This is a genomic window from Chitinophaga sp. Hz27 (genome assembly GCF_042263525.1).
Classification (GTDB): Bacteria; Bacteroidota; Bacteroidia; order Chitinophagales; family Chitinophagaceae; genus Chitinophaga.
In genome coordinates this window covers 696260-710613 of sequence record NZ_JBHKFJ010000001.1, presented here as the reverse complement: position 1 = coordinate 710613, position 14354 = coordinate 696260, and the positions used below count along the sequence as shown (strand labels likewise).

At 45.5% G+C, this 14354-nt stretch carries 11 protein-coding genes; 2 read left to right on the top strand and 9 right to left on the bottom strand.

Going from position 1 to position 14354, the window contains the following annotated elements:
- Positions 1-85: 85 nt before the first annotated feature.
- Both ACE38W_RS02840 and ACE38W_RS02835 read right to left on the bottom strand, forming a co-directional pair.
- Positions 86-640, bottom strand: a complete 555-nt coding sequence (locus tag ACE38W_RS02840) for a PhnA domain-containing protein (RefSeq protein ID WP_375828716.1) — start codon at positions 638-640, stop codon at positions 86-88.
- Positions 641-722: 82 nt separating this feature from the next.
- Entirely contained in the window at positions 723-1841 is a 1119-nt protein-coding gene (locus tag ACE38W_RS02835) for a hypothetical protein (protein WP_375828715.1), read from the bottom strand.
- Positions 1842-1996: 155 nt separating this feature from the next.
- Between ACE38W_RS02835 and ACE38W_RS02830 the strand changes: the two genes are divergently transcribed.
- Positions 1997-3433 (top strand): acyl-CoA dehydrogenase family protein, encoded by a 1437-nt coding sequence (locus ACE38W_RS02830; RefSeq protein WP_375828714.1) that lies wholly within the window; start codon positions 1997-1999, stop codon positions 3431-3433.
- A 19-nt stretch (positions 3434-3452) separates the two neighbouring features.
- Here ACE38W_RS02830 and ACE38W_RS02825 read toward each other — a convergent pair whose 3' ends face one another.
- Together ACE38W_RS02825 and ACE38W_RS02820 are read right to left on the bottom strand one after the other, a co-directional pair.
- A complete protein-coding gene (locus ACE38W_RS02825; RefSeq protein WP_375828713.1) occupies positions 3453-4199 on the bottom strand; it encodes an SDR family NAD(P)-dependent oxidoreductase in 747 nt (248 codons plus the stop codon).
- Positions 4200-4234: 35 nt separating this feature from the next.
- On the bottom strand, positions 4235-5230 hold the full coding sequence (locus tag ACE38W_RS02820) for a 3-oxoacyl-ACP synthase III family protein (RefSeq protein WP_375828712.1): 996 nt from the start codon (positions 5228-5230) through the stop codon (positions 4235-4237).
- 350 nt (positions 5231-5580) lie between these two features.
- On the opposite strand from ACE38W_RS02820, the gene ACE38W_RS02815 reads away from it, so the two are divergent.
- Positions 5581-7011, top strand: coding sequence for a hypothetical protein (locus tag ACE38W_RS02815; protein ID WP_375828711.1), 1431 nt, complete (start codon positions 5581-5583; stop codon positions 7009-7011).
- A gap of 3 nt (positions 7012-7014) precedes the next feature.
- On the opposite strand, the gene ACE38W_RS02810 is transcribed toward ACE38W_RS02815, so the two are convergent.
- From ACE38W_RS02810 to ACE38W_RS02790, 5 genes are all read right to left on the bottom strand, one after another.
- Positions 7015-7650: a Crp/Fnr family transcriptional regulator gene (locus tag ACE38W_RS02810; RefSeq protein WP_375828710.1), complete on the bottom strand. Its 636-nt coding sequence runs from the start codon at positions 7648-7650 to the stop codon at positions 7015-7017.
- A 19-nt stretch (positions 7651-7669) separates the two neighbouring features.
- On the bottom strand, positions 7670-8380 hold the full coding sequence (locus ACE38W_RS02805; protein WP_375828709.1) for an alpha/beta fold hydrolase: 711 nt from the start codon (positions 8378-8380) through the stop codon (positions 7670-7672).
- Positions 8381-8551: 171 nt separating this feature from the next.
- The gene (locus ACE38W_RS02800; RefSeq protein WP_375828708.1) at positions 8552-9973 is read right to left on the bottom strand and encodes an efflux transporter outer membrane subunit; all 1422 of its coding nucleotides are present in this window, start codon (positions 9971-9973) and stop codon (positions 8552-8554) included.
- A gap of 11 nt (positions 9974-9984) precedes the next feature.
- Complete coding sequence (locus tag ACE38W_RS02795) at positions 9985-13119, bottom strand: efflux RND transporter permease subunit (RefSeq protein WP_375828707.1); 3135 nt, start codon at positions 13117-13119, stop codon at positions 9985-9987.
- 18 nt (positions 13120-13137) lie between these two features.
- Positions 13138-14271, bottom strand: coding sequence for an efflux RND transporter periplasmic adaptor subunit (locus ACE38W_RS02790; RefSeq protein WP_375828706.1), 1134 nt, complete (start codon positions 14269-14271; stop codon positions 13138-13140).
- Positions 14272-14354 lie beyond the last annotated feature (83 nt).

Here is a 14354-nt window from a genome sequence, read left to right as displayed (position 1 = left end):
AGGATGCCGTTGGCATCCTGTTTTCGTTTTAGTTTTTTGTCGTGCCCCTCTGGGGCACGACAAAAAACTAAATATAAATACTTGACTATCCTTTCTTTACATACTTCGCGAGGATAACGATAGTCTGATCATTGATCTTACCTTCGATTTGTTCGATGTTATCAGGAACAAGTCGGATTCTCTTTACTACAGTACCTTTAGGAGCGCTGAAGCTGGTGCCTTTAACATCCAGTGCCTGTGTGAGCACTACGTTATCGCCATTGCTGAGGGCATTACCAAAAGAGTCTCTGTGTACTTCTGCTACTTCGAAAGCACTCAAAGCCCATTGAACGATATGCTCTTCCGGTTCTACAGAACCAAGGATATCTGCGGCCCAGTCTTGTGCTTTAGCTGCATACAGCAAACGGTAACTTAAAGCCTGTACAGCTGGCTCCGGGTTCCAGATTGCCCCTTCCAGGAAACGCCAGTAGTCGCCGGTTTCATTCTTCTCTATAGCCTGAAAACAGGTATCACATAACGCTACCTGATTTTCGACACTGTCAGATTTAGGACTAACAGTATATTCTACAGTTGCAGGTAACGAACCACAAAGCTCGCAAGTGCCTGAACTGCGGTCATGAAGGCTTTTTCCAATTGCCATAATAAAAAGTTGTTTGTTAAAAGACGGCGCAAAGTTATGAAAATTCTATGACAATTCAGGTAACACGCCGTTGTTTGCCTGCTCAAAGACTGGCTTGTTGCAGGAGTAGAATGGTTTTAGGTGATACTCCCCTGACCATATGCGCCCATTGCAACAACGACTGTCCATCTGCATTTCGCAATACTGCCAATTCCCGTTTCTGGTATTTCAGGAAAGGCATTAGCATATCCTGTTCATTTCTTCTTACCAAATCAAATATTGTTGGTGGGGAGATGCTGATAATTTGCTGCAACAGCCAATGTTGACGTTGCATAAAATAAGTCCGGAAATGCTTCCTCCGCTGCTGATCACTGGTGAAAGCATTTAACAAACTTTGAATCACATGATCTGTGAGATTTTTACGAAGATTATCCAGGTAAGGTTTTATCCGTGGTTCCTCATACGGGAAGATCAATGTGAGCCAATGGATGTCTATCAGGGCTATTCTTCTGAAATAAGATGCGGACACATAAAATTCTCTGGTATCAAAAGGCAGTAACCCCATCTCTATCATCCGATGTATTACCGATTCCTGCATGTCCTTTACTTCCGGCGACAGCCGCAGGTCCCGGAGGAATGCATCAAAAATCTCAAAGCGATAGAGATTAGCGACGCCCTTTTCGATAAACCAGGGGAATATCTCAAAGCAGCACTGGTACTGCTCTCTGGAGGTCAGGTACAATCCATTGCGTCCTATGCCGCCGCCCAGGTAGATCAGCAACCATTCCAGCGGAATAGTGCCACCATTGCCGATATACGCTTTCTGATGGTAGATATCAGCACCAGCAATGATGCACAGGCGGATGATTGCTTTTACTGTCGGTAAAATTTCGGTGGGCATCATGCCGATTTCCTTTATCAGCATAGCCACGTTGTAGCTGCCTAGTTCATTGTTTCCTAGCAGCACAGCCGAGCCCCCTTTAGCAGTAAGGGCTTTCAGGGCAACATAAATTTCTTCAATATTACCTGTACGTTTACTTAAGAAGTAGGGTTCTAATTGCTCAAATGTTGCTTTAAACTGCTCATCCAATGTGGTAGCCTCCTCCGGAGGCAGTGTTGCCCTCAGCTGCTGATGGGCAGCCTTATCTCTCACGATACCGGCCGTATCATCATCCGATTGTTTCCAGGAATGTCTAAATGGATTTATCTGCTGTTGGGTCATACAAAAACTATTCACTGAAGCCGGAAGGTAAGTATATTTTTTTTGATGGAATATGCCACAGGATTCTCTTCTACTCACATATACTTGCAGTACCTGCTAATATCTTCACTAACTTAAAAAGACATCATCAGATTGACAACCCTAAACTAGTAACCATGGAATATTCCGACTTATGCACGGAAGATTTCCTCCAACAGCTGGGGGAAGTCATCAAAAAATTTGATTATTACCAACATCCTATCGGCAATCTGAGTCATAATGAGTGGGAAGAACTGGTAACCGCAGGGATCTATCATCCTTTGTTCAAAAAGCGTATAGGCGGCAGGGAGAGTCATGAGGAAGTATGCCGCATCATGCGGCTGGCAGGATACCACCATCTTTCGTTAGGCTTCTTTTTGATGACGCCATTAACGATCTTTTGCCGAACAGTTACCAATTTTGGCAGCCTGGATTTACAGGAAAGAATTTTTACAGATCTGATAAATAATAATAAACTTGCCGGCTTTGCGGTGATAGATCCTGACGCGCCTTCCGGGGCCACCACTATGCAAACCTGGTGGGAGCAAGCTGCTGGCGGATATCATATCACCGGCCGTAAACATTGGCAAAGCGGTAGTCGGATGAGCGAGTGGTGGCTGATTGTGGCAAAAGACAAAGAGAAGGGCCCTGCTGCCACTACGGTAGATTACTTTCTTTATGAAAGCACTGGCGGTTTTCAGACAACAAAAACGTATCATCCACTGGGATTACATCTGCCAGATTACGGCCTCAATGAATTGGATATATTCGTTCCCGATAGTCAGCGCCTGGAAATCCCCAGCGCCACCTTCACAGAGCTGCTGGGGCTCATTTCCGGCGGCTGGAGCCAGTGGGCTTCTATGGCAGCAGGCTTCCTTAAACGCATATACGAAGAGGCAGATAAGTTTGTAACCGCCCGTAAAACGCGCACGGCTACACTAAAAGACCTGGGCTATGTACGTTTTAAACTGGGTATGATAGCCGCGAGCAAAACAATCGCTGATATCATGTATGATTATGTTTTGACACAAACCAATTTATTCCAACAATTTCCTAAAGACCTCTTTGTATTGCAGGCCATCAAAACTACGGCAGCGGATTATATGTTTACCAGCGCAAACCATTACCTGGAGCTTTGCGGCGCCGATGGTTACCGGTTTAATGCCACGAATAATTTTGCAGCGCAGGCGCTCACCGATGCAAGAGGTTTCAGCATCCTTGGTGGTGCAAATGATGTATTATACCAGTTGCTAACGCAATACTGTCTGCAGGATGAGTCCACAAAAGGCAAGACAGACTTCCTCGAGGTGATGCAGGTATTTCCACATACGAGGGATGCCTCCCGCTACCTGAAGCAAGTAGGGACGCTATTTCAGCAAATACCGGAAGATAATCTTGCACAAGTATTTTATGGCAAGATCCTCTCCCGGTTATTTATCATTCAACTCCTGGAATCCGGTGTAGAATCGTTGGTGACGGAGTCATTTGAGGCGGCACATGCCTATTGCCTGGCTGATCTCAATGATTTGTTGCAGCACTATGCCTTATCCCATAAGATCGCTATCCGGCGCTAAAACAAAAGTCATCCTTTTGCTATCGTGCCAAGTATCCGCCATCAATCGGATAGTAGCCTCCGGTAGCAAAGGATGCTTTATGGCTGCTCAGGAAAGTGACCAGGTACGCCACTTCTTCCGGTGTACCCATTCTTCCAATAGGTTGCGCACCATTGAGCATTTCATCCATCCCTCCAAAATTATTGCTTACCAATGGCGTATCGATAAACGCTGGTCCCACGGCGTTGATTCGAATATTACGTGTAGCATATTCCAATGCAGCAGTGATAGTCAGTCCTACATTTGCGTGCTTGCTGGCGATATATGCCGCTGCACCGGGCAAGCCTATACGACCACCTACAGACGACATATTAACGATGACGCCACCGCCAGCAGCCAGCATTACCGGAATTTCATACTTCATGGAATAGAACATGCCATTGAGGTTGATATCGATGGTTTCTTTCCAGTCATCGATCGCGAACAGGTCAGTGTCTGTAGGCTGTTTGAGTATGCCGGCGTTATTGCAGGCGATATCCAGTTGTCCATAATGTACTACTGTCTCCTTCACCATACGTTCGCAGTCTTCCGGGATGCTAACATCCGCCACCACATAGATGGCGTCGCCGCCGGCGGCATTAATCTGTTCGGTGACTTCTTTAAGCGGGGCTTCCTTGCGGCCTGTCAGCACTACTTTTGCGCCGTTGGCCGCGTAATCAATTGCTACAGCTTTTCCGATACCCAGGCTAGCGCCTGTAACTAAGGCTACTTTGTTTTCTAATAACATATTAATTGTTTATTGGTGAGAGAAAGAAGCGCGTATTATGCATCATAATCCCAGATCATATACATGGCGCCCCAGGTAAATCCTGAGCCAAAAGCTGCCAGTATCAACTTATCACCCTTTTTTAGCTGAGGCTCATAATCCCAGAGACAGAGCGGGATAGTACCTGCTGTGGTGTTGCCATAGCGGTCTACATTGATCATAATTTTTTCAACAGGAAATTGAAGTACTTCGGCAGTGCGAATAATGATTCGTCTGTTGGCTTGATGTGGCACCAGCCAGATTACATCATCTGCAGTGAGGTTATTCCGCTGCATGATACCGTTAATAGATTCTGTTAGTTGCAGCACTGCATACTCGAAGATGGCTTTTCCATCCATATACATGAAGTGTTCTCGATTGTCTACAGTATCGCTGGTGGCGGGCCATGCAGAGCCGCCGGCTTTAACGAAGAGGAAGTCGCGGCCGCTGCCATCCGTGCGAAGGAAACAGTCCTGGATGCCGCTTTCCAAAGGGCCTGGCTCCAGTAAAACACCGCCGCTGCCATCGCCAAATAAAGCGGCGGTAATGCGATCGTTTTCATCTATGATGGCACTCATCTTGTCGGCGCCCAGCACCAGCACGTATTTGTAGATGCCTTGTTCCACATATCGGGATGCGATATCCAATGCAGAGATAAATCCACTGCAGGCACCATTGATATCGATCGCCCATGCTTTGGACGCGCCGATGGCATGTGCTACGATATTGCTGGTAGAAGGCGTGATCATATCCGGTGTAGAAGTGGCCAGGATAATGGCATCCAGTATTTCGGGAGAGATGCCTCGCTTACGACAGATTTCAAGGGAGGTTTCGATACACATCCGCGATGTACCTGCACCCGCTTCATTTAATATTCTTCTTTCGCGTACACCCAGGTACTTGGGGATCCAACCGGGAGGTATTTCCATCTTTTGTTCCAGGACAGCGTTAGGCACTACATTTTCCGGCACATAACCTCCCACCGCGGTTATGACAGCACTACACTTTCTCATGATAATTTTTTTAGGATAGTATTTCCCTTTGGGTAAACTATTGATTATAAAAAAATATCTATTACAACCGGTGCATGATTTCCAAAACGTAAAATTACATAGGGGACATGAAGTACTATTTCAGCTTTTAAATTTGATAATTATTTAAACAACAAAAAATCTGCATCTCCATAAAACCCTTACAAATAAAGGAGATTCAAAGATCTCACCACTGTAATAACAGATGCAGCATCATAAAGTATTTTTGTTTGAAATCCTGACAGTATTAATTACCAACAACATCCAACTATTTAAGAAGCCCCCAATAAGTATTGCTTTAAAATTGTGTAACTGTTTAAAAGTAAGTAGCCATGAAGCCCGATATGTACGTGATGCCGCAGGTTTTGCGGGAATTATCTTCATTAAGAAAAGATGACAAATACCATCCAGATATGGAGGTAGCAAGAATTAACCAACTATATATTCCAGAAAACGTAGCAGCATTAGCCCTTAGTTTATCAGACATTACAGCCGCATTTTACGGGATATTATTGCAACAGGCAGATGCTATTGCCGGAGATCATGCAGCTGATGCATTATCACAAGCGCTTTTATACCAACTGGGTTATAACAAAGGATTGAAGGTCGCAGAAATTTATCCAGGGCTGGAACCTGATGCCAGTGGTGTGATAGAGGTAATCATTGCAGCCATACTTACTGCCAGTCCTGAATTCAGATTTAGCGTGGAAACGTTTACTGATGCGGAGGTGACGTTTAAACTCAGTGGTCATGATCGTTATCACCGAATTGCCAGGAAATTGAATATTATTCATCTGCTGCAATGGCCGGTGATACTGCCGTTCTTTAACGGCGCTTGTGCGGCTGTAGCGCCGGGCTGGACAACTACTGCCATCAATATAGAAATAGATGACGACAGTGCTTGTGATTATATATTCAGTATTTCCAGGCAGCCAGCAGATCGGGTGCTTGCTGATGTTCAAACGGGCATGCGGCCGCCTTTCTTCAAACTTCCCGCGTCTCCGCTGGTGCCCAAGGGAAATTTAGTTACGGTGCAACTGGGCAGTGCGCAGGATTTTTTGATGCATGATTTTATAGAATTAGTGAGGTATTGTCTTTCCGCGGAAGCCTGGAATGCGAACAGGTTGTATCCTACGGGCGCAGATCAATATATGCTGGGAGATAAATTCAGGGCGATACGTATTGGTCAATTTACTGAAACGACCCAATACAAGGCAGTGATAGATAGTTTGGTTATTAAGAAGCGTAAACGCAAAAGCATCATGCATATAATGTCTGAAAGCGGGGAGTTGATTTACCTGCTGATGTTTGATTATTATATGTGGAATGGTGGGGAGTTTAAGCGGAAATTTGCGCAGTTGAAAAGTGATGGCAGTGTTAACGTTACTGCACCTTTGCCAACAGTTACCAGAAACAATTTCGATAACCCTTACGACTATACGGCAACTATATCACCTATATTGGAAGCTCATTGCGCCGGGCATTTCGACGGTTATCCGCTGGTGCCGGGTATGTTGATTATGACCATATTATTGCAGGAAGCAGCGCAATGGGTACAGGAAGTAATAGGAATAACCTCCAAACCTGTACTGGATACAATTTCCATACATCCCAACAGGGTCATGCAACCGAATACCGCTTTCAACGTGGCAATCAGTGTGTATAAAGCATCACCGACGGTGCTGAAGTTTGTGCATACGATTACACATGAAGAAGAGCCGGAGCTGGTGTTGTCGTTTGTGGAGTTTGATTTGGAGGTGTAGGGTTTATAAAGAAAAAAGACTGGTATTCGATGAACCCAAACTGCTATGTCCTCCAAATTTCCTGGCGACCATTACCCTGGCTCGGCTCAGGGCTTCACGGCTGGTAAAAAGATAACGTGCAATATTTGTGAGCGATATTTTTTGTATGATAGCTGGCCGATGACGTAGTAAAAAGCGATATCGTTCCAGCGGGCTTTTCAGTGATAAAATATACTGATGTTCCGCCTGTTGTTCCATGATATCCTGGTAGAGTTGCATATTGACATGCAGTATACTGGAATGAAGGTCGTATAAGGGCTGTAATTTCTTGATATTGAATCGTAATATAACCGCATCTTCGAGTGCAGTAATATCCATATATGATGGCTTATTATTAACATAACTCAAGCAGTTCGTCAGGAAGTCATCCATGAAACCGAAGTTCATGATTTTCTCACTGCCATCTTCGCCGGTGAAGCTATATTTGAACTGGCCCGACAAAACGAATGCGCCATACCTGGCTATCTTTCCAATGCGCAGGAATTGTTCTCCTTTCTTGATATAACGTACCGTGGCCAGCTGGTCGAGCAATTGCCACTCTTCCATGGATACCTGTGGGTATTTCCTGATCAGCCTTTCGTAATAAGATGGGAGTTTCATAAGCATCAAATGTATTATTTTATTTGGATTGTGCATCATGCAGCCAGGACGCTAATACCTGGTTGAATGCTGTTGGTTTTTCCATCATCGGCACATGCCCGCATTCTGCAAATACCACCAGGCGGGCGTCAGGGAGCCAGTCCTTAAATTCATGCGCCACATGTACCGGTGTAATATGGTCTTCAACACCCCATATTAATAGCGTTGGGGAAGTGATGTTGGGTAAGAGATCTGCAACGTAATGCCGCTGCGCCGACTTAGCGGCACGCAGTACTGTCAAGCATTTGCGGGAATCCTGTGTAATGGCGAGTACTTCTTCCACCATCTCTTCCGTTGCCATTGCCGGATCATGAAAAGTATAGGCCACACGTTCTTTGATATATTCGTGGGTGTTACGTTTGGGAAAGCCACCCATATTGGTATTTTCGTATAGCCCTGAGCTGCCCGTCAGCACCAGACGTCTCACATTTTGCGGGTGCCTGGCCGCATATAAAATAGCGACATGTCCGCCCAGAGAGTTCCCTACCAATATTACATTCTCCAGCTGATTGGTTTTGATGTAGTCTTCCAGAAAAGTGGTCAGATGACTCAGCTGATCAGCGGTGGGCGACTCATAAATAGGAAGTGCCGGTATATGCAGTTGGTAGTCGCTGCTGAAATGTGCCACTACGCTGCTCCAGTTGCTCAGTTGTCCGAAAAGCCCGTGCAATAATATCATATGCGGTTTCATATCATCGATTTAAAACAAAAGTAGCAGCATATAATTTCGCGGGTCGTGATCAGAATCACAAAGTGTAAAAACAGAAAGGCCGTCTCCAATAATGGAGACAGCCATTTGCTACTAGAAAACTGGTTGGCACACAGATGGCCAACCTATCTTAATTAAAACTGTCCATATAAACTATTGCCCTTCTGTTCCTCCTCCTAACGCTCTATAGAGATCTACCGTGCTATTGAATTGTTGTAATTCGATGTTGATCTGTTCCAGGTCATTCTGCAGCTTTGAATTCTGTGCGTTAATCACTTCCAGGTAGGTAGCCATTCCACTTTTATATAGCAGTGTGGCATCGTGTGTGGCCTTATCCAAGGAGGCCGTTTTCTGCTTCACCAGCGATAGCCTTTCTGCGGCGCCCTGGTAGCTTGCCAATGCGTCGGAGACCTCCCCTACTGCTACTAATACTGCCTGTTTAAATTGTATGGCTGCTTTCTCCTGTTCTATCACCGCCGTCTGATAAGCTGTTTTAAGCGCGCGCTTCTGGAACACCGGCTGCGTAATATTAGCAGCCAAATTTTTAGTAATAGATCCAGGGAGATCAAACCAGGAGTTCACTTTAAAGGAGTTCAATCCTCCCTGCGCCGTCAGGCTGATAGCTGGGTACATCGCTGTTTTAGCCAGTCCTGTTTTAGCGCTTTGCGACATCACTGCATATTCCGCTGCTTTCAGGTCCGGGCGCCTGCTTAATAACTGCGCAGGCACTCCCGCGCTGATCGTCATTGCTGGCTGTAGTTCCTGCAAAGAGGCAGCTCTCTCCACACTACCTGGATATGCTCCACATAAAATACTCAGTGCATTTTCCTGAATAGCGATATTCTGTAATGCCTGTGGTATCAAGAGTTCAGCGGTTTTCTTCTGGGCCTCTGCCTGTTCAATCGCTAATGAATTTATCTGACCCGAATTATATTGTAAGCGCATCATGGCTAATGTGCTTTCATTCAGACTCACATTCTCGCGGGCAATACGTAACTGACCATCCAGACTAACCAGGTTATAATAGGCCTGTGCTACCTGTGAGATAATGCGGGTTTTCAGCGCTACCAGATTTTCTTTCTGACCAAAGTAATCAGCACGCGCCTGCTCTCTTTGCAGTTTAGCTTTCTGCCAGATATCTACTTCCCAGGAAACTGCCAGGTTGGTATTAAAGTCATCGATATATTTGGTGCCAGCAAACTGCTCCGTGAGAGAGCCGTTTAAACTATTGGCAGACTGCCATGTTCTATTGGCGCCCGCCGTAGCATTGACAGTAGGCAATAACGCCTGCTTCGCCATCTTCCTTGCCAGGTCCAACTGCTCCATCGTTTTGATGCCCACATTGATATCGCTGTTTTTCTGCAAAGCTTTTTCTACGAGAGATATCAACTTAGCATCCTTGAAAAATGTACGCCATGGCAGCTGCATTGTGTCGCCTGTCAGCGTTACCGGGCTGTTATACTGCGCCGGCATATCCAGCGGCTGCCGCGAATATGGTTTGGTGACAGAACAAGCAGCTAACAACAGCGTTGCTCCCAAACCAGTCAGTATATGCTTTATATTAGAATCATTCATTTTTAATAAGATTAGTGGTGAGCAACCTTTTTCTTACCTGATACTTTTTCCTGTAAATACTGGAAAAACATATATAACACTGGTATCAAAAATACCCCGAGGACAACGCCGCTAAGCATACCCATGGCGGCGCTCACGCTGATAGATTTATTCCCGGAGGCCATACCGCCAGATGATAACATTAACGGTATCATACCTACGATGAAGGCCAGTGATGTCATGATAATAGGCCGTAACCTTGACCTGGCACCAGCTACCGCTGATTCCAAAATAGACATACCGCCGCGCCTGCGCTGTACCGCAAATTCTACGATCAGGATGGCATTCTTTGCCAGCAAGCCTATCAACATAATCAATCCTACCTGCACGTAAATATTATTATCAAAACCTATTGCCAGCACGCCGGCAAATGCACCTATCACACCTGTTGGAATAGATAACATCACCGCCAATGGCAACAGATAACTTTCATATTGCGCGGCCAACAGCAAGTACACAAAGAGTAAGCATAAGCTGAAAATGGCGATGGTCTGTCCGCCGGAAGCTTTTTCTTCCAGACTTAAACCTGTCCATTCATAGCTGTAATCCGAAGGCAATTGCTTCAATACTGGCTCTATGATATCCATAAGCTGTCCGTTGCTGACGCCAGGATATGGCGATACGTTGATGTTGAGTGAATTATAGAGATTATATCTGTTTACTGCCTCAGGGCCATATACTTTCTTTAAATGCACAAGTGTAGTTACCGGCACCATCTCTCCATTATTATTTTTCACATAGATGTTCTTAAATGCCTGTTCATCCATCCTGAATACGCCATCTGCCTGTATCTTCACGCGGTAAAATTTACCAAAGCGGGAAAAGTTATGTGCCTGGTCACCCGCGAAATAAGATTGTATCGTACTTAAAATATCTGATACGCCTACACCCATTTGCTTTGCTTTATCTTCATCCACTTCCAGCTCCAGCTGTGGGAAGTCGGCGCGGAACATCGTATATGCATAGGCCACTCCAGGCGTTTGCATCAATTTGGCAATCAGCTCGTCCGCCTTAGCCTTCAAGACTTTAGGTTCACGACCCATGCGGTCTTGCAGTACTATTTCCGCATCGTTTGTCATACCATAACCATCTACCGGCGGCATGCGGAAGGCCAATACAGCACCTTCTTTGATAGTGCCCAAATCTGCACTGATGGCAGTTAATATCTTCGCAATGTCTTTCTCTTTTCCACGGTCTTTGCGCTCCTTCAGTTTGATGAAGCCCATGGCATACGTAGAACCTGCGGAACCAGATAATAAGCTGTAACCCGTCACAGAAGTATTTTCTTTGATGGCCTCATAATGTTTTAGCTTATCATTGATTTTATTTGCTACCTCAGTAGTTTTGGTAAGACCCGTACCTGGAGGCATTGTCAACGAATACATGATCAATCCGTCGTCTTCCAGTGGCACAAAACTCTTAGGTGTGGAAGTCATTAGCAGTCCTGCGATAGCAATAACGATCGTAACCAAAGCCGCTGCGAGCCATTTCTTTTTCGCCAGGAACCTGACGCCTTTCACATACTTACCGGTCATGTTTTCAAAGCCGGCATTGAAAGCGGTGCTGAACCTTTTCCCGAAGCTATTAGATGGCTTATGTGCGCCATCAGCGTGATTATTCTTCAGAAATAGCGCACAGAGTGCAGGCGTCAACGTTAGTGCATTTACTGCCGATATGATAATAGCTGTTGCCAGCGTATAGGCGAACTGTTTATAGAAGAGACCTGCCGACCCTGACATAAAACCGATGGGGATAAATACCGCCGACATGACCAGTGTAATTGAAATAACGGCACCAGTGATTTCCCGCATAGCGCGTTTGGTCGCCTCTTTTCCACTGAGATTGGTACCTTCCATCTTACTATGTACGGCCTCCACCACCACAATTGCATCATCCACCACAATACCAATGGCCAGTACCAGTGCAAACAAGGTGAGTACATTGATCGTAAAGCCTAATACCAACAGGAAGAAGAAAGTACCTACAATAGCCACCGGCACAGCAATGGCCGGAATAATGGTAGAACGCAAATCCTGCAGGAAGAGGAACACCACAATAAACACCAGCACAAAAGCTTCTATCAGTGTGGATTTCACCTGAGATGTGGCCTCATCGAGTCTGTCTTTAGAACTGATGACCTTAGAATATTTTATACCTGGCGGGAAAGATTTCGCTAGGCGGGCAATCTCTTTTGTGATACCGATTTCAATCTCATTGGCGTTGGAACCTGTCGTTTGCATGATGGCAATAGACACCGCATTTTTTCCATTGGTTTGGTTATCACCAGTATACGAAATAGCTCCAAACTCAACCCTGGCAACGTCTTTGAGTCGCACGAGGTTAGCGCCGTTAGATTTCACGACGATGTTGTCATAATCTTCCGGCAGATTTTTCTTTCCCTTATATCTGATGACATATTCCAGTGCGGCATTGGACTCCTCTCCCAGCTTACCAGGAGCGGCTTCCAGGCTCTGATCACGGATAGCGTTGGAGATATCCGCTGGCACGAGGCCATAGGCCGACATCTTCTGCGGGTCGAGGTAGATCCTCATGGAATAATCCTTGATCCCGAAGATCTGCGCCTGTCCTACCCCTTTGATCCTTTTGATCTGTGGGATCAGGTTGATATTGGCATAGTTCTGTAAAAATGTTTCATCGTAGCGGCTATTATCTTCTGTGTATAAGTTAAACAGCATGATCATGCTGTTCTGTTGCTTGGAGGTGGTGAGGCCGAGGCGTACCACTTCTTCCGGCAGTACAGGCGTGGCCTGTTGCACCCTATTCTGCACGTTTACGGCCGCCTGGTCTGAGTTTACCCCTTGTTTGAATACGATGGAGATAGAAAAGGTACCGTCATTGCTGGCAGTAGATTTTATATACTCCATATCTTCCACCCCATTGATCTGCTCTTCCAGCGGCGTTACTACAGAACGAATCACCGCTTCGCTATTACCACCAGGATAAGAACCAGATACCATCACCGTAGGCGGTGCAATATCAGGGAACCGGGTCACTGCCAGTCTGCTCAAACCCAGTAACCCCAGGATCACAATGATGACAGAGATAACAGTTGCAAGAACAGGTCTGTCTATTATCTTTCTTAACATATAATCTTCTTAAAAAAATTATTTACTGATAAATACTGAATCTGCAGACAGATATTTAGGCGCCACCACCATGCTGTCTTGTAGCATGTCCAGGCGGTTAATGGCTATCTTATCTCCTGGTTGCAAGCCTTCTTTTACAAAGTAGCTGTGCGTTGCAGCGCCTTGTACTTTCACCGGCACCATGGACACTTTATTATTGCCTATCAGTTTAAACACAAAAAATTTATCCTGAATATCTTTTACGCTGGCAATAGGTAGTTGTATCACATTATTCAAAGTGCTGTTGATGACTACTTTAGCGGCACCGCCTGAACGCAGCAGCTTTTCAGGATTGGAGAAAATCGCTTTCATGGTGATACTTCCTGTGGTCTGGTCTATGTTACCACTGGCAGTTTCCAATGTACCCTGATGGTCATAGGTAGAGCCATCCGCCAGTATAAGAGAGATGTTGTTGGTTTTTCCATCGCCTATTACACCAGATTTTTTATAACCGATAAAATCAGCTTCGCTTATTGAGAAATAGACGAAGATGGTGTTGATATCAGCGAGCGTAGTCAATGCTACCTGATCTGCCGGCGCAACGAGGTTACCTATCCTGTTGGGAATTCTACCTATATAACCACTTACTGGCGCTTTTATGAGGGTGAAATCCGCATTGATTTTAGAAGATCCCAATGCCGCCTTTGCCTGCTCTACCTGTGCGGTGGCAGCATTCAAATTGGCCTGGGCTGTTTGCAACTGGATATCGGTAATTACTTTTCCAGCTACCAGCGGCTTCAGTTTTTCTACTTCCAGGCTTGCATTGGCCTGGGCCGCCAGCGCGGCTTTGAGAGCAGCACTGCTGCTATTTACCTGTTCCGTATATACTTCAGGTTTAATTTTAAATAGCGTCTGTCCCTTTTGAACATAGTCTCCCTCCTTTACCAATACGGCTTCCAGGTATCCGGTCACCTGTGGTTTTACGTCTACATTTACAATACCTTGCATCAGGCCAGGGTAGCCTTTTTGCGTAGCCGCATTTCCTTTCGTCAATACAATAAAGTCCGTTTCCATAGGAGGCATTTCTCCTGTTGATTCAGCGCTATGCCCGCAGGAAGAAAGCAATATTGCACCCATCATAACTAATAGAGAAGGAAGATATTTCCTGTACATAATTCTTGCTTTTACAGTTTCTAATTCAAGGCAAAGGACGCCCATTTCAGCCGTGGATAAGGTGTAGAAAGACTGAAACGGAA

Bases quoted from the DNA above. Each gene is read 5' to 3' on its own strand.
- ACE38W_RS02825 (WP_375828713.1), bottom strand. From the start codon at position 4,199: ATGTTATTAGAAAACAAAGTAGCCTTAGTTACAGGCGCTAGCCTGGGT.
- ACE38W_RS02830 (WP_375828714.1), top strand. From the start codon at position 1,997: ATGGAATATTCCGACTTATGCACGGAAGATTTCCTCCAACAGCTGGGG.
- ACE38W_RS02800 (WP_375828708.1), bottom strand. From the start codon at position 9,973: ATGAATGATTCTAATATAAAGCATATACTGACTGGTTTGGGAGCAACG.
- ACE38W_RS02815 (WP_375828711.1), top strand. From the start codon at position 5,581: ATGAAGCCCGATATGTACGTGATGCCGCAGGTTTTGCGGGAATTATCT.
- ACE38W_RS02805 (WP_375828709.1), bottom strand. From the start codon at position 8,380: ATGAAACCGCATATGATATTATTGCACGGGCTTTTCGGACAACTGAGC.
- ACE38W_RS02820 (WP_375828712.1), bottom strand. From the start codon at position 5,230: ATGAGAAAGTGTAGTGCTGTCATAACCGCGGTGGGAGGTTATGTGCCG.
- ACE38W_RS02795 (WP_375828707.1), bottom strand. From the start codon at position 13,119: ATGTTAAGAAAGATAATAGACAGACCTGTTCTTGCAACTGTTATCTCT.
- ACE38W_RS02835 (WP_375828715.1), bottom strand. From the start codon at position 1,841: ATGACCCAACAGCAGATAAATCCATTTAGACATTCCTGGAAACAATCG.
- ACE38W_RS02810 (WP_375828710.1), bottom strand. From the start codon at position 7,650: ATGAAACTCCCATCTTATTACGAAAGGCTGATCAGGAAATACCCACAG.
- ACE38W_RS02840 (WP_375828716.1), bottom strand. From the start codon at position 640: ATGGCAATTGGAAAAAGCCTTCATGACCGCAGTTCAGGCACTTGCGAG.
- ACE38W_RS02790 (WP_375828706.1), bottom strand. From the start codon at position 14,271: ATGTACAGGAAATATCTTCCTTCTCTATTAGTTATGATGGGTGCAATA.